The organism is Streptomyces sp. NPDC087845 (assembly GCF_044742755.1).
GTDB lineage: Bacteria > Actinomycetota > Actinomycetes > Streptomycetales > Streptomycetaceae > Streptomyces.
Genome location: NZ_JBIUVC010000001.1, coordinates 947,618 through 962,257 on the forward strand (window position 1 = coordinate 947,618; position 14,640 = coordinate 962,257).

The 14,640-nt window shown below is 72.4% G+C and carries 12 protein-coding genes and 2 pseudogenes; 10 read left to right on the plus strand and 4 right to left on the minus strand.

Going from position 1 to position 14,640, the window contains the following annotated elements:
• Positions 1–208: 208 nt before the first annotated feature.
• On the plus strand, positions 209–2,503 hold the full coding sequence (locus tag ACIOMQ_RS04400) for a heavy metal translocating P-type ATPase (protein WP_401936929.1): 2,295 nt from the start codon (positions 209–211) through the stop codon (positions 2,501–2,503).
• A 6-nt stretch (positions 2,504–2,509) separates the two neighbouring features.
• Here the strand turns inward: ACIOMQ_RS04400 and ACIOMQ_RS04405 are convergent.
• Positions 2,510–2,755, minus strand: a pseudogene (locus ACIOMQ_RS04405) (allophanate hydrolase subunit 2 family protein); the annotation flags it as partial.
• 4 nt (positions 2,756–2,759) lie between these two features.
• Here ACIOMQ_RS04405 and ACIOMQ_RS04410 point away from each other — a divergent pair.
• The 4 genes and pseudogenes from ACIOMQ_RS04410 to ACIOMQ_RS04425 all read left to right on the plus strand — a co-directional run.
• Positions 2,760–2,978 (plus strand): annotated as a pseudogene (locus ACIOMQ_RS04410) (5-oxoproline transporter, DUF979 family subunit); the annotation flags it as partial.
• A gap of 134 nt (positions 2,979–3,112) precedes the next feature.
• On the plus strand, positions 3,113–4,141 hold the full coding sequence (locus ACIOMQ_RS04415; RefSeq protein ID WP_401936926.1) for a DUF2891 domain-containing protein: 1,029 nt from the start codon (positions 3,113–3,115) through the stop codon (positions 4,139–4,141).
• Positions 4,142–4,695: 554 nt separating this feature from the next.
• Entirely contained in the window at positions 4,696–5,397 is a 702-nt protein-coding gene (locus tag ACIOMQ_RS04420; RefSeq protein WP_362195189.1) for a hypothetical protein, read from the plus strand.
• A gap of 142 nt (positions 5,398–5,539) precedes the next feature.
• Entirely contained in the window at positions 5,540–6,802 is a 1,263-nt protein-coding gene (locus ACIOMQ_RS04425) for a Cmx/CmrA family chloramphenicol efflux MFS transporter (RefSeq protein ID WP_362195186.1), read from the plus strand.
• Positions 6,803–6,968: 166 nt separating this feature from the next.
• On the opposite strand, the gene ACIOMQ_RS04430 is transcribed toward ACIOMQ_RS04425, so the two are convergent.
• Together ACIOMQ_RS04430 and ACIOMQ_RS04435 are read right to left on the minus strand one after the other, a co-directional pair.
• A complete protein-coding gene (locus tag ACIOMQ_RS04430) occupies positions 6,969–7,262 on the minus strand; it encodes a DUF4031 domain-containing protein (protein ID WP_362195183.1) in 294 nt (97 codons plus the stop codon).
• On the minus strand, positions 7,259–7,627 hold the full coding sequence (locus ACIOMQ_RS04435; RefSeq protein ID WP_362195180.1) for a hypothetical protein: 369 nt from the start codon (positions 7,625–7,627) through the stop codon (positions 7,259–7,261). Before ACIOMQ_RS04435 ends, ACIOMQ_RS04430 begins: the two co-directional genes overlap by 4 nt.
• Positions 7,628–7,749: 122 nt before the next feature.
• Here ACIOMQ_RS04435 and ACIOMQ_RS04440 point away from each other — a divergent pair, with 122 nt between their 5' ends.
• The 5 genes from ACIOMQ_RS04440 to ACIOMQ_RS04460 all read left to right on the plus strand — a co-directional run bounded on the left by ACIOMQ_RS04440 (position 7,750) and on the right by ACIOMQ_RS04460 (position 13,803).
• Positions 7,750–8,667 carry a MurR/RpiR family transcriptional regulator gene (locus ACIOMQ_RS04440; protein ID WP_362195178.1) on the plus strand — a complete coding sequence of 306 codons (918 nt, stop codon included), beginning with the start codon at positions 7,750–7,752 and terminating at the stop codon, positions 8,665–8,667.
• A gap of 140 nt (positions 8,668–8,807) precedes the next feature.
• Positions 8,808–9,770, plus strand: coding sequence for an N-acetylmuramic acid 6-phosphate etherase (murQ, locus tag ACIOMQ_RS04445; protein WP_362195175.1), 963 nt, complete (start codon positions 8,808–8,810; stop codon positions 9,768–9,770).
• A 48-nt stretch (positions 9,771–9,818) separates the two neighbouring features.
• Positions 9,819–11,414, plus strand: coding sequence for a PTS transporter subunit EIIC (locus ACIOMQ_RS04450; protein WP_402187813.1), 1,596 nt, complete (start codon positions 9,819–9,821; stop codon positions 11,412–11,414).
• 279 nt (positions 11,415–11,693) lie between these two features.
• Positions 11,694–12,368, plus strand: a complete 675-nt coding sequence (locus tag ACIOMQ_RS04455) for a response regulator transcription factor (RefSeq protein WP_401758847.1) — start codon at positions 11,694–11,696, stop codon at positions 12,366–12,368.
• A gap of 58 nt (positions 12,369–12,426) precedes the next feature.
• Positions 12,427–13,803 carry an ATP-binding protein gene (locus tag ACIOMQ_RS04460; protein WP_362195166.1) on the plus strand — a complete coding sequence of 459 codons (1,377 nt, stop codon included), beginning with the start codon at positions 12,427–12,429 and terminating at the stop codon, positions 13,801–13,803.
• On the opposite strand, the gene ACIOMQ_RS04465 is transcribed toward ACIOMQ_RS04460, so the two are convergent.
• Positions 13,784–14,629 carry a hypothetical protein gene (locus ACIOMQ_RS04465; RefSeq protein WP_401262974.1) on the minus strand — a complete coding sequence of 282 codons (846 nt, stop codon included), beginning with the start codon at positions 14,627–14,629 and terminating at the stop codon, positions 13,784–13,786. The genes ACIOMQ_RS04460 and ACIOMQ_RS04465 overlap by 20 nt on opposite strands.
• Between the last annotated feature and the right edge of the window lie 11 nt (positions 14,630–14,640).

Consider the following 14,640-nt stretch of genomic DNA (forward strand, 5'->3'; position numbering starts at 1 on the left):
TGACCAGCCTACGGGGCGGTAGGCCGGAGGCGCAGCCTCCATGCGACGTGAAGATACGTGAGGTCAGACGCACTCCCGATGACCGGACGCACGCACTCCGAATCCCGGCGGCATATTCGCCCTTGCGTTTCATAGGGGTGGGGGGTATACCTGAACTTGCAACGCATACCCCCTAGGGGTATGAAACATCTCCGCCAGGGAGGACATCGTGTCCGCGCACACCGCCACAACCGGAACCGGCACCGGTCCCGGCACAGCCGTCGGCGCCACCGCAGAGGTCGAGCTCGCGATCGGCGGCATGACCTGCGCCTCCTGCGCGGCCCGTATCGAGAAGAAGCTCAACCGGATGGACGGCGTCGAGGCCACCGTCAACTACGCCACCGAGAAGGCCAAGGTCAGCTACCGGGGCGAGGACATCTCCGTACAGGACCTGATCGCCACCGTCGAGAAGACCGGCTACACCGCGCAGGAGCCCGCGCCCGCGGTGGTCGCCGAGGACGGCGGTCCCGAGGCCGCGGAGGCCGACGAGCTGCGGCCCCTGCGGCAGCGGCTGCTCACCGCCGTGGCGCTCGCCGTACCGGTGATCGCGATGGCGATGGTCCCGGCGCTCCAGTTCGACTACTGGCAGTGGCTCTCGCTGACCCTGGCGGCGCCCGTCGTCACGTACGCCGCCTGGCCGTTCCACCGCGCCGCCTGGACCAACGCCCGGCACGGCGCGGCGACGATGGACACGCTGATCTCGGTCGGCACCTCGGCCGCGTTCCTGTGGTCGGTGTGGGCGCTGTTCTTCGGCACCGCCGGGATGACCGGCATGACACACCCCTTCGAGCTGACCATCGGGCGGAGTGACGGCGCGGGGAACATCTATCTGGAGGCCGCCGCCGGAGTCACCGCGTTCATCCTCGCCGGGCGCTACTTCGAAGCCCGCTCCAAGCGGAAGGCGGGCGCCGCGCTCAAGGCGCTCCTCGAACTCGGCGCCAAGGAGGTGACCGTGCTGCGCGGTGGCCGCGAGGTGACCGTGCCGACCGCCGATCTCCAGGTCGGGGACCGGTTCCTGGTCCGTCCCGGCGAGAAGATCGCCACCGACGGCACCGTCGTGGAAGGCGCGTCGGCCGTGGACGCGTCGATGCTCACCGGTGAGTCCGTACCCGTGGAGGTCGGCGTCGGCGACGCTGTCACCGGGGCCACGCTGAACGCGGGCGGCCGGCTCGTCGTCGAAGCGACCCGGATCGGCGCCGACACCCAGCTGGCCCGGATGGCCAAGCTCGTCGAGGACGCGCAGAACGGCAAGGCGGCGGCCCAGCGCCTCGCCGACCGGATTTCGGCCGTCTTCGTCCCCGTCGTCATCGCGCTGGCTCTCGGCACGCTCGGCTTCTGGCTCGGCAACGGCGCGGGGCTGACGGCCGCGTTCACCGCCGCCGTCGCCGTACTGATCATCGCCTGCCCCTGCGCCCTGGGCCTCGCCACCCCGACCGCCCTCATGGTCGGTACGGGACGCGGCGCCCAGCTCGGCATCCTGATCAAGGGCCCGGAGGTCCTGGAGACCACCCGCCGCGTCGACACGATCGTCCTCGACAAGACCGGCACCGTCACCACCGGCCGGATGACCCTGCTGGACGTCCACACCGCGGACGGTACGGACGAGGACGACGTGCTGCGGCTCGCGGGCGCCCTGGAGCACTCCTCGGAGCACCCCATCGCACAGGCCGTCGCCGCCGGAGCCGTCGAGCGCACCGGCACCGCCCTGCCCACGCCCGAGGACTTCGCCAACATCGCGGGCCTCGGCGTCCAGGGGGTCGTCGAGGGCCACGCCGTCCTCGTCGGCCGCGAGCAGCTGCTCGGCGAGTGGGAGATCCACCTGCCGGTGGAGCTGGCCCGGCGCAAGGCCGACGCGGAGGCCGCCGGGCGGACGGCCGTCGCGGTCGCCTGGGACGGGGAGGCACGGGCGGTCCTCGAAGTCGCCGACGCGGTGAAGGACACCAGCGCGGAGGCCATCGAGCGGCTGCGGGCCCTCGGTCTGACCCCGATCCTGCTCACCGGCGACAACCGGGCGGTGGCCGAGGCCGTCGCGGCCGAGGTCGGGATCGAGAAGGTGTACGCGGAGGTCATGCCGGAGGACAAGGTCGGCGTCGTCAAGGACCTCCAGGCCCAGGGCCGTTCGGTCGCCATGGTCGGCGACGGGGTCAACGACGCGGCCGCCCTCGCCCAGGCCGACCTGGGTCTGGCGATGGGAACCGGCACGGACGCCGCGATCGAGGCCGGTGACCTGACCCTGGTCCGCGGAGACCTGCGCGCGGCGGCGGACGCGATCCGGCTCTCCCGCAGGACGCTCGGAACCATCCGTACGAACCTGTTCTGGGCCTTCGCCTACAACGTGGCCGCTCTCCCGCTCGCCGCGGCCGGGCTGCTCAACCCGATGATCGCGGGCGCGGCGATGGCGTTCTCGTCGGTCTTCGTGGTCGGCAACTCGCTGCGGCTGCGGGGGTTCAGGGCCGCGGCGTGACACCGGTCACCGATCCGCCCGCACGAACCGCACCCGGGTTCCCGGCACCGCCTGTGCCGCGCCCGCGAGTGCGGTTTCGCGCACGACGCCGACGACCGGGTGGCCCCCGGTCGTCGGATGGTCGTTGAGGAACACCACCGGGCGCCCGTCCGGCGGCACCTGGAGCGCGCCGAGGACCATTCCCTCGCTGGGCAGTTCGCCCTCGCGGGCCCGCGTCAGGGCCGGCCCCTCCGTACGCAGGCCGATCCGGTTGCCCATCGAGCAGATGAACGGCAACGCGCCTGCGGTCCTCGCGATCGGCATGCTCTGCGGCTTCTGCGGCACCCTGGTCACGCCGATGGCCGCCAACTTCAATCCGGTCCCCGCCGCTCTCCTCGAACTCAAGGACCAGTACGGCCCCATCAAGGCCCAACTCCCCACGGCGGCGGCCCTGCTGGTCCGCAACATCGCGATCATGGCCCTCTTCGCCTTCTGACCCGGGCCGCCCCGACCCGCCCCGACCCGCCCGCGGCCGCCCCCGAGCCACCCCCCGAGCCGCCCCGAACCCTTTGACCCGCGCCGCCACCCTTTGACCCGAGCGGCTCGTCCACCCCGTCTGGAGTGACCCCGATGTCCCCCGCGCTCCCCGCCCCGTACGCCGTCCCGTTCGCGGAGCTGGCCCTGGCCAATGTCGTACGCGAATACCCCAACGCCCCGGCCCATCTGTACACGGGCCCCGGGGAACTGATCGCGCCCCGCACACTGCACCCCGCGTTCTACGGGGCGTACGACTGGCACTCCACCGTGCACATGCACTGGCTGCTCGTCCGCCTGCTGCGCCGCTTCTCCACCACCGGCGACCTCCCTGCCGGTGTCACCACGCGCGTCCACGAGGTGCTGAACTCCCATCTCACCCCTGAGAACCTCGCGGTGGAAGCGGCCTACCTCCGCGACCGGCCGCACTTCGAACGCCCCTACGGCTGGGCGTGGCTGGTGGCGTTGGCGGCGGAGTGCCGGGCGCTCGCCACCCCCGAGGGCGACCGCTGGGCCGATGCCCTCGCCCCGGCCGTGGACACGGTCGGCGAACTCCTCACCGGCTGGCTGCCCAGGGCGACGTACCCGATCCGGCACGGGATCCACCCCAACAGCGCGTTCGGCCTGGGCCTGATCCTGGACGCGGGGGAACGCGCCGGGCTGCGCGGCTCGGTCCTCGGCTCGGTGGCGGACCGGCTGCGCACCTGGTTCGCCACGGACCACGACGCCCCCGTCCACTGGGAGCCGTCCGGCCAGGACTTCCTCTCCCCCGCCCTGACCGAGGCGGACGCGATGCGCCGGGTGCTGCCCGTCGCCGAGTTCCGTGCCTGGCTGGCCACGTTCCTGCCGGGCCTGACGGACTCCCCGTTGCTCGCCCCGCCCGTGATCTCCGACCACTCGGATCCGCAGATCGGCCATCTCCTGGGCCTCACGCTGAGCCGGGCGGCCGCTCTCCGCACAATCGCCGAGGCCCTGGGCGAGGGCCCCGCCCGCACCGTCCTGACCACGTCGGCCGAGGCCCATCTCGCCGTCGGCCTGCCCGCGGTCTCCTCCGGCGACTTCCATACGGATCACTGGCTGGCCACCTTCGCCGCACTGGCCCTGGACACACCGCCCGGCCACTGAATCCGCCCTTCCCCGCCGGAGCGGCGCCGGACCCCGCCCCGGTCACGGCGCCCGCCCCACCGGACGGCCATCGCCGCCCACACGACTCCCGTGCCCAGCCACGAAGACACCCCATCGCAAAAACGTGACACCAAGGCCCCGAAGTGTCACGTTCACCACCACCCCCACCCCGCCGGAGCGGCGCCGGCCCCCGCCCCGGCCGCGGCGCCCGCCCCACCGGACGGCCATCGCCGCCCACACGACTCCCGTGCCCCGCCGCGAAGACACCCCCATCGCAAAAACGTGACACCAAGGACCCGAAGTGTCACGTTCACCACCACCCCCACCCCGCCGGAGCGGCGCCGGACCCCGCCCCGGTCACGGCGCCCGCCCCACCGGACGGCCATCGCCGCCCACACAACCCCCGTATCCAGCCACGAAGACACCCCCATCGCAAAAACGTGACACCAAGGACCCGAAGTGTCACGTTCACCACCACCCCCACCCCGCCGCCCCCGCGACAGCCCCGGCCCGAGGACCCCCCGGGCCGTCCGGTCCCCGGCTACGGTCGTCCCATGACCGACAGTTCGCGCGAAAACCCTGCCCCCGGGACGGGCGGCGTTCACGAAGCGGGCGCTACCGCCGATGTCCTCCGGGACCGCTGGCACACCGCCCTCGTCGCCGTCCGGGGCGGCGCGCCCTCCCCCGATCCGCGGCCGTACGCCGACAACCTCCTGGCACGCTGGGCCGAGCCGCAGCGGCGGTACCACACCACCGCGCACCTGGTCGCGGTGCTCGACCGCATCGACACGCTCGCCGGGTACGCGGCCGACGCGCAGGCCGTGCGACTGGCCGCCTGGTTCCACGACGCGGTCTACCGGCCCGACCGGTCCGAGAACGAGGAACGCAGCGCCGCCCTCGCCGAACGCGCCCTTCCGGAGGCCGGCGTACCGGCCGACGCCACGGCCGAGGTCGCCCGGCTCGTCCGGCTCACCGTCACCCACGATCCGGCGGACGGCGACGCCAACGGCGAGGTGCTGTGCGACGCGGACCTGGCGATCCTGGCTGCGGCCCCGAAGGAGTACGCGGCGTACGCGGCGCAGGTGCGGGAGGAGTACGGCTTCGTGCCCGACGACGCGTTCCGGGAGGGGCGGGCGACGGTGCTGCGCCAGCTGCTCGGGCTGCCGCGGCTGTTCCGTACTCCGCACGGGGCGGACCGGTGGGAACCCCGGGCGCGGCAGAACCTGTCGACCGAGCTGGAGCTGCTCAGCCACTGAACGCCCGGTGCCTCCGCGGGGCGGTGGTCGACCGGGCGCCGGCCGACCGGGCGGCGGCCGGAACACGTCGGTGGCGGGAATGCGGCGGCCCGGCCCACTGTTGGCAGCTGTCATGCCCGACTCTGCCGCTCGACGCTCACGTATGCCCCTTGCCGTCTACATTCTGGGGCTCTCGGTCTTCGCCCTGGGGACCAGCGAATTCATGCTCTCCGGGCTGCTGCCGCCCATCGCCGACGACATGAACGTGTCCATCCCGCGGGCCGGACTCCTCATATCCGCCTTCGCGATCGGCATGGTGATCGGCGCCCCGCTGCTCGCCGTGGCCACACTCCGGCTCCCGCGCCGCACCACACTCATCGCCCTGATCTCCGTCTTCGGCCTCGGCCAGGTGGCGGGCGCGCTGGCTCCGACGTACGAGGTGCTCTTCGCGTCCCGTGTCGTGAGTGCCTTCGCCTGCGCGGGGTTCTGGGCGGTGGGGGCGGCGGTCGCCATCGCGATGGTGCCGGTGAACGCCCGGGCCCGTGCCATGGCCGTGATGATCGGCGGTCTGTCGATCGCCAATGTGCTGGGCGTGCCCCTGGGCGCCTTCCTGGGTGAGAACCTCGGCTGGCGGTCGGCGTTCTGGGCCGTGGGTGCGGCGTCCGCCGTGGCGCTGATCGGAGTGGCAACGCTGATCCCGCGCATTCCGCTGCCGGAGCAGAAGCCGCGGATCAAGCGGGAGATGAGCATCTACCGGGACCGGCAGGTGTGGCTGTCGATCGTGATCACGGCACTCGCGGCGGGCGGTGTCTTCTGCGCGTTCAGCTATCTGTCCCCGCTGCTGACGGATGTCGCCGGGCTGGACTCCGGCTGGGTGCCGACGGTGCTCGCGCTGTTCGGGATCGGTGCGCTGGTCGGTACGACGATCGGCGGCCGGGTCGCTGACGCGCATCTCTTCGGAGTGCTGATGAGCGGCACCGCGGCCTCGACGGTCTTCCTGGTCGCGCTGGCCCTGTTCGCGTCGAACCAGGCCGCCGCGGTCGTGCTCTCGTTCCTGCTGGGAGTGTCGGCGTTCTACACGGCCCCGGCGCTGAACGCCCGGATGTTCAACGTCGCGGGCGCCGCCCCGACGCTGGCCGGGGCGACGACGACGGCCGCGTTCAACCTCGGCAACACGGGCGGCCCCTGGTTGGGCGGCACGGTGATCGACGCCGACTTCGGTTTCGCGGCGACCGCGTGGGCGGGGGCGGCGATGACAGTCCTGGCGCTGGTGGCCGTGGTTTTCTCGCTGCGGCTGCACAGCGGTGGCGGCGGCCGGTCGCGGCGGGTGACCGGGTCGCCCGCCACGGCGTCGTCGGGAACGTCCGACGAGGTGTCGGGAGCCTCCACGGGGGCGATCGCGGGGGCGGGTACCTCCGCGGTCTGAGCCGCGCCCGCACGCGTACTTCCCGTATCCCCCACTCCGTACCCCTTACGTCCTACTCGCTCCGGAGTCCGGAGCACCTCCGCGATCGTCAGCCGCGCGGCCGACCCGGCCGGGATCAGCGCCCCGGCCGGGATCAGCGCCCCGGCCGGCACGAGGCCCACCCCCGTCAGCCGCCGGAAAGCGGACGGCTGCCGGGGGCCGGCCGCCCCTTGGGCCGCCGCAGACCGGCCTCCGTGATCCGGCGGACGAGCTCCTTCGAGCCGATCTGCCGCGCCCCGGCCCGTACCGCGTCCTCGTACCGCGATTCCGGTACGTCGTAGTGGTCCCGCTCGAACGCGCGGGGCGGACAGCCGATGGCTGCCGCGAAGACGTGCAGTTCCTCGAAGGAGACGTCGCTGACCAGGTGCGACCAGAACCGCCCGTGCCCCGGCCAGTCCGGCGGGTCGATATAGACCGTCACCGCCGTGGTATCCCGCCCAGCGAACCGACCGGCGCGACGGCCACGGCGGCCTTGGTGCAGACCCAGTGCGGGTCCGGGCCCAGTTCCGGTTCGACGTCCAGGGCGTGCGGGTCGCCCGCGTCGCAGACCGGGCAGAGCGGCCAGCGTCCGTACCGTTCGAGGAGCGCGTCCTGCACATCCTGGGCGACGAGGCCGACGACGAACGAGGCACCGTCGGGCCATTGTTCGACCCACCAGCGGCGGTGGGTCACCGCGTCCTCGACCAGCGAGACGATCCCGGCATCGGCGACGTCACCTGCGGCCAGATCGGCCATGACCAGCGCACGGGCCGTGTGCAACGCCTGTTCCAGGGGGTTCATCTCCATGGCCCCATTGTCACCCCGCCCGCACATCCGCTTCCCGTGCCCGCCCCTGCCGTTTCCGCGCTGTCAGAGGTAGGGACCAAAGGGGGGTTGACGGGCAACCGGGTTGAAAATATCTTTCAAATGTGACCAATGACGTGAAGGAAAGTTTCAGCGCTGATTCCCCGCCCGCCCCGGCGGCTCTCGCGGCCAAGGTGCGTACGCTCGCGCCGTCCATGACCCGCTCCATGCAGCGCGTCGCCGAGGCCGTCGCCGGTGATCCCGCCGCCTGCGCAGCCCTCACGGTCACCGGTCTCGCCGAGCTCACCGGCACCAGCGAGGCAACGGTGGTCCGCACGGCCCGCCTCCTCGGCTACCCCGGCTATCGCGATCTGCGCCTCGCTCTCGCCGGGCTCGCCGCGCACCAGCAGTCGGGCCGGGCCCCCTCCGTCACCGCCGACATAGCGGTCGACGACCCGATCGCCGATGTGGTCGCCAAGCTGGCCTACGACGAGCAGCAGACCCTCGCCGACACGGCCGCGGGGCTCGACACCGTCCAGCTCGGTGCCGCGGTGGCCGCCGCCGCCACCGCCCGGCGCATCGACATCTACGGCGTGGGTGCCTCCTCCCTCGTCGGCCAGGATCTGGCGCAGAAGCTGGCCCGTATCGGCCTGATCGCGCACTCCCACACCGACCCGCACCTCGCCGTGACCAACGCCGTGCAGCTCCGCTCCGGCGATGTGGCCATCGCGATCACGCACTCCGGCTCCACCGTCGATGTCATCGAGCCGCTGCGGGTCGCCTTCGACCGCGGTGCGACCACGATCGCGATCACCGGCCGCCCCGACGGTCCCGTGACGCAGTACGCCGACCATGTGCTGACCACGTCCACCGCCCGGGAGAGCGAGCTGCGGCCCGCCGCCATGTCGAGCCGTACGAGCCAGCTGCTCGTCGTCGACTGCCTGTTCATAGGCGTCGCGCAGCGCACGTACGAAACGGCCGCACCGGCGCTCGCCGCCTCCTACGAGGCGCTGGCCCACCGCCACACCCCGCGCCCCCGCTGACCCGCCCCGAACAACCGGCCTCCCTCCCCTGTACCCGGCCTCACCCCCGCACTCAACGACCCGCACTCCCGCACCCGACCCTCACTCCCGCACCCGCGCCCGCTGAACCGCACGAGATCGAGAAAGCAGAGCTGCTCTCCATGACCTCCACCACCGACGCCGACACCACCCCCGACGGATACGGGGAACTGCGCGCCCAGCTCGAAACGCTCACCACCGAGGCGTTCCGGCCCGAGCTCGCCGAGATCGACCGCCTGGACACCCTTGAGATAGCCCGGATCATGAACGGCGAGGACCGGTCCGTCCCGGCCGCGGTCGGCGCCCGGCTGCCCGAGATCGCCGCCGCGATCGACGGCACCGCCGAGCGCATGGCCCGCGGCGGCCGGCTGATCTACGCGGGCGCGGGCACCGCGGGCCGGCTCGGCGTCCTGGACGCCAGCGAGTGCCCGCCCACCTTCAACACCGACCCCTCCGAGGTCATCGGCCTGATCGCGGGCGGCCCGTCGGCGATGGTCAAGGCCGTCGAAGGCGCCGAGGACAGCAAGGAGCTGGCCGCCACCGACCTCGACGCCCTGGACCTCACCGCCGACGACACCGTGGTCGGCATCTCCGCCTCCGGCCGTACGCCGTACGCGATCGGCGCCGTCGAACACGCCCGTGCCCAGGGTGCGCTGACCATCGGTCTGTCCTGCAACGCGGACTCCGCACTGGGCGCCGCGGCCGAGCACGGCATCGAGGTCGTCGTCGGCCCGGAGCTGCTCACCGGCTCCACCCGGCTCAAGGCGGGTACGGCCCAGAAGCTCGTCCTCAACATGCTCTCGACGATCACGATGATCCGGCTCGGCAAGACGTACGGGAACCTGATGGTCGACGTCCGCGCCTCCAACGAGAAGCTGCGCGCCCGTTCCCGCCGGATCGTCTCGCTCGCCACCGGAGCGTCCGACGAGGAGATCGAGGCCGCCCTCGCCGCGACCGACGGCGAAGTGAAGAACGCCATCCTCACCATCCTCGGCCGGGTCGACGGCCCCACCGCCGCCACCCTGCTGACCGCGTCCGGCGGCCACCTCCGCGAGGCCCTCGCCGCGACCCCCCGCACCACCTGACCCACCAGCTCCACCCCCGCACCCCCGCACAGCAAGGCACCACGCACCATGGCAACAGAAGACAAGAACCGCGCCACCGCCGCCGCGATCCTTCCGCTCGTCGGTGGCGCCGCGAACGTCAGCTCCATCGCCCACTGCATGACCCGGCTCCGGCTGGGCCTGCACGACCGCTCGCTCGTCGACGACGAGGCCCTGAAGGCGGTGCCCGCCGTCATGGGCGTGGTCGAGGACGACACGTACCAGATCGTCCTCGGCCCAGGCACCGTCGCCCGGGTCACGCCGGAGTTCGAACAGCTGGTGGAGGAGGGCAGGGCTGCGGCCCAGGAACCGGCCGCAGCGACGGCCGCCACCGCGACCGCAGCCGAAACCATGCCCACCGCCTCCACCTCCGCCGCTTCCGTCTCCGCTTCCGTCTCCGCGGCCGAACTAGCCGCTCAGGGCGCAGCGATAAAGGCGGCGCGGAAGGCGAAGAACGCCACCCCGTTCAAGCTGTTCCTGCGCCGGATCGCGAACATCTTCGTCCCGCTGATCCCGGCACTCATCGGCTGCGGCATCATCGCCGGTCTCAACGGCCTGCTGGTGAACCTCGGCTGGCTGACGTCGGTCACACCCGCGCTGGCCGCGATGGCGTCCGGCTTCATGGCGCTGATCGCCGTGTTCGTCGGCTTCAACACGGCGAAGGAGTTCGGCGGTACGCCGATCCTGGGCGGTGCGGTCGCCGCGATCATCGTCTTCCCGGGCGTCGCGAACATCGAGGCGTTCGGCCAGAAGCTCTCCCCCGGCCAAGGCGGTGTACTGGGTGCGCTGGGCGCGGCGGTGCTGGCGGTGTACGTGGAGAAGTGGTGCCGCCGCCGGGTGCCCGAGGCCCTGGACGTACTGGTCACCCCGACCCTCACGGTCCTGGTCTCCGGCCTGGTGACGATCTTCGGTCTGATGTACGTGGCCGGCGAGGTCTCCACGGCCATCGGTACGTTCGCCGACTGGCTGCTCTCCAACGGTGGCGCGGGCGCGGGCTTCGTGCTCGGCGGTCTCTTCCTCCCCCTGGTGATGCTGGGCCTGCACCAGGCACTCATCCCGATCCACACCACCCTGATCGAGCAGCAGGGCTACACCGTCCTGCTGCCGATCCTCGCGATGGCGGGCGCCGGCCAGGTCGGCGCGGCCGCGGCGGTCTACTTCCGCCTCCCCCGCAACGAGTCGATCCGCCGGACGATCAAGTCCGCGCTCCCGGCCGGTCTGCTGGGTGTCGGCGAACCGCTGATCTACGGCGTCAGCCTCCCGCTCGGCCGCCCGTTCGTCACGGCGTGCGTGGGCGGTGCGTTCGGCGGCGGCTTCATCGGCCTGTTCAACCAGCTCGGCGACAAGGTCGGTTCCACGGCCATCGGCCCGTCCGGCTGGGCCCTGTTCCCCCTCCTCGACGGCAACCACGGCCTGGGCACCACGATCGCGATCTACGCGGGCGGCCTGCTGGTCGGCTATCTCGCCGGATTCCTCGCGACGTACTTCTTCGGCTTCAGCAAGGACCTGCTGGCGGAGTTCAACGTCTCCCGGGAACCGGCAGCCCCCGCGGTCGCGGCAACGGGCGGCCCGACGGCCCCGACGGCCGGCCCCGACAGCCCGGCGAAGGAACCGGCCGGCGTCTGACCCCTGACGTGGATGAGGGGCGGCACCACCCGATGCCCGGGATGGTGCCGCCCCTCGGCGCACCGTCCCTCGGGCACATCCAGTTCACGCCACGGGTGCGGCAGGTAGAACCGTCAGGAGTGGTAGGACAACGGCTTCTGAGACCGCCGTGCTCCCTCTCTGCGAGAACGGCCGCGACCGGGCTGTCGCCGGTCACAGGGGTCAAGGGGCTTGACGGGGCCGAACCACAGCACCTGAACGCGCTGGGGTGCCCGGCACGGGCCGGGGCATACTGGCCCGGTGACCGCTGCACGCATTCTCGTCGTCGAGGACGACCACGGCCTGCGCGATGTCCTGGCCCGTGGCCTGCGCGACGAGGACTTCGACGTCGTGACCGCCGTGGACGGCGCCACCGCCCTGAGGACCGTCGACGAGACGGTGCACGCGGTCGTGCTCGATGTGGGGCTGCCGGACTCCGACGGGCGCGATGTGTGCCAGGCGATGCGCGGGGCGGGTTTCACCGCTCCGGTGATCTTCCTGACCGCACACGGCAATCTCACCGACCGGCTCTCCGGCTTCGCCTCGGGCGGCGACGACTACCTGGTGAAGCCGTTCCACCTCAGCGAGCTCGCGGCCCGTGTCCGCGCGGTCCTGAACCGCACCGGTCACCACGGCAGCACGCTCGCCGACAGCGCGGGCGCCATGCGGCTGAACCCGATGAAGCACGAGCTGACAGTCCACGACCGGCCCGTGGCCCTGACGCCGACCGAGTTCCGCCTGCTGGCGTGCCTGATGTCCGGCCCCGGGAGCGTGGTGCGCCGCCGGTCCCTGCTGCGGGCGGGCTGGCCGGAGGGGGCGCAGGTCAGCGACAACACCCTGGACCAGTACCTGGCCCGCCTGCGGCGCAAGCTCCGCGAGGCGGACAGCCCCCAGACCATCGGCACCGTCCGCGGCATCGGCTACCGCTTCGGCTGAGGGCCGGAAGGGCAACCCCTCCGCCGCGTCCGCCCCGAAGGCCCCGAAGAAGGCCCCGATGAACCGCTGCCTCACACCCCGCACCCTCCGCGGCCGCCTCGCCCTGATGGCCCTCGCCACCAGCGCCCTGTGGATCGGCGTCCTGACCACCGTCTTCAACATCGCCCTCGACGACCGGCTCCACGGACAGGCCGACGACGTCCTGCGCACCCGCGCCGAGGCCGTGGCGGCGACGGTGGACGTGCGCCCGGACGGCCGACTCGTCGTCCGGGAGCCGGCCGAGGACCGGGCCCTGGACGCAGGGGTCTGGATCTTCCAGGGCGGCACGGTGGTCGAGAAGCCCCCCAGCGCACCCGTCGGCCTGGAGGCGCAGGCGGCACGGCTCGCGGGACGGCGCGAGACGTTCGCCGGCACCGAGGGCCCCGGGTCATGGCGGTTGTACGCGTTCCCCGTCGACACCCCCGCCCGGCAGGGGCACCCACCCACCCAGGCCGGCACCGTCGTCAGCTCCGTGAGCCTCGACCCGTACCGCAGCACGGCGGACACCGCCCTGGTCGGTTCGATCGCACTGGCCGTACTCCTGCTGGCCACCATCTATCTGCTGACCCGCCTCGTCGTACGACGGGCCCTGCGCCCCGTCGCCGCGATGAGTGAGCAGGCCACCCGGTGGAGCGCCGCGGGCGCCCCTGAACGGTTCGGTGCCGAGGGCCGGCCCGCCGAACTCGCCGCGTTCGCGACCAGCCTGGACGCCCTGCTGGACCGGCTGGCCGCCGTCCTGCGCCACGAGCAGCAGCAGGCCGCCGAGCTCTCCCACGAACTACGCACCCCGCTCGCCCGCATCACCGCCGAAACCGAGTGGCTGACCGGCCGCCCGCGCAGTACGGAGGAGCGGGAAAGCTCCCTGGAGGCCATCGCGGGCGCCGCCGCGACCATGCGGCAGATCTGTGACTCGCTGCTGTCGGAGGTCCGGGCCCGCAACGCGCAGACCCCCGGCCGCTCCCGTTTCGCCGACGTCGCGCACCGCCTGGCAGAACGCAGCGCGGCCCTGTTTCCCGACGCCCCGCCGATGACCGTCGTGGCGGACGGCAGCACACCCGACGTGAGCATCGGCGTCTCGCCGGACGTCGCCGAGCGCGTCCTGACGCCGCTCCTGGACAACGCCCGCCGCTACGCCACCCACTCGATCACCCTCACCTGCGCGGCGAGCGCGGGCGAGGTCACGGTGTACGTCTGCGACGACGGCCCCGGTGTCCCCGAGGACTTCGTCGCCTCGCTCTTCGAACCCGGCCGCCGTGCCCGCCCCGAGGACGGGCACGACGGCGCGGGGCTCGGCCTGGCCCTGGCCCGCCGACTGGCCAGGGCCGCGGGCGGCGACATCACGCTGGACACCGCGGCCCCCGGCGCACGCTTCGTCGTCACCCTTCCCGCGGGCTGACGTCCCGTGCACCGGCCGTCTCGACGGCACCGTCCTGCGCCACATCGCGCCGGGTCCGGGTCAGGAAGACGACCAGGCCGAGGATGACGACGAGGAACAGGACGCTGGTGCCGACCGTGCCCAGCCCCAGCCCGCCGTCCGCGGTGGGCTGCGACAGGTAGTCGCCCAGCGAGGCGCCGAGCGGCCTGGTCAGGACGTACGCGATCCAGAACGACCACACCGCGTTGAAATCCAGCGTGCGGTGCGCGAGGGCCACGGCCGCGATCAGCGCGGCGAACACGACCGCGGAGAGCCAGTACCCCAGGTTCAGCTTCTCCGCCGTGAGGTCCCCTGCGGACGTGCCCAGCGCGAACGTGAACAGGATCGCCAGCCAGTAGAACGTCTCGCGGCGCGTCGTCCGGATCGAGTGGATCGACAGGGTCCGCTCACTCGCATACCAGGCGAAGAACGTGACGGCGAGCGCCACGGCGAACACCACTGTCGTGGTCTGGAGCGGAACACCGAGGTTGTCGGTCAGGTTGTCGCTGATCAGCGTGCCGACCACGCTGATCAGGACCACGGACAGCCAGTACAGGCTCGGCACGTAGGCGCGCGCCCGGAACTGGAAGACCAGGGTGACGACCAGCAGCGCACTCATCAGGTACGAGGTATTGGTCAGCCCCATGCCCAGGTTGTCGTTGAGCAGATCGGCCGCGGTCTCTCCCACAGTGGTGCACAGCACCTTGATCACCCAGAAGTAGATGGTCACTTCCGGGACCTTGTTCAGCATCTGCCGCGCCCGGGAACGCGTGCCGGGCGCATACGTGTCGGTCATGTCGGTTGTCATGGGACGGCACG

Coding starts and splice junctions, on each gene's coding strand:
- ACIOMQ_RS04415 (WP_401936926.1), top strand. CDS start 3,113: ATGTCCCCCGCGCTCCCCGCCCCGTACGCCGTCCCGTTCGCGGAGCTG.
- ACIOMQ_RS04420 (WP_362195189.1), top strand. CDS start 4,696: ATGACCGACAGTTCGCGCGAAAACCCTGCCCCCGGGACGGGCGGCGTT.
- ACIOMQ_RS04425 (WP_362195186.1), top strand. CDS start 5,540: ATGCCCCTTGCCGTCTACATTCTGGGGCTCTCGGTCTTCGCCCTGGGG.
- ACIOMQ_RS04435 (WP_362195180.1), bottom strand. CDS start 7,627: ATGGAGATGAACCCCCTGGAACAGGCGTTGCACACGGCCCGTGCGCTG.
- murQ (WP_362195175.1), top strand. CDS start 8,808: ATGACCTCCACCACCGACGCCGACACCACCCCCGACGGATACGGGGAA.
- ACIOMQ_RS04450 (WP_402187813.1), top strand. CDS start 9,819: ATGGCAACAGAAGACAAGAACCGCGCCACCGCCGCCGCGATCCTTCCG.
- ACIOMQ_RS04460 (WP_362195166.1), top strand. CDS start 12,427: ATGAACCGCTGCCTCACACCCCGCACCCTCCGCGGCCGCCTCGCCCTG.
- ACIOMQ_RS04465 (WP_401262974.1), bottom strand. CDS start 14,629: ATGACAACCGACATGACCGACACGTATGCGCCCGGCACGCGTTCCCGG.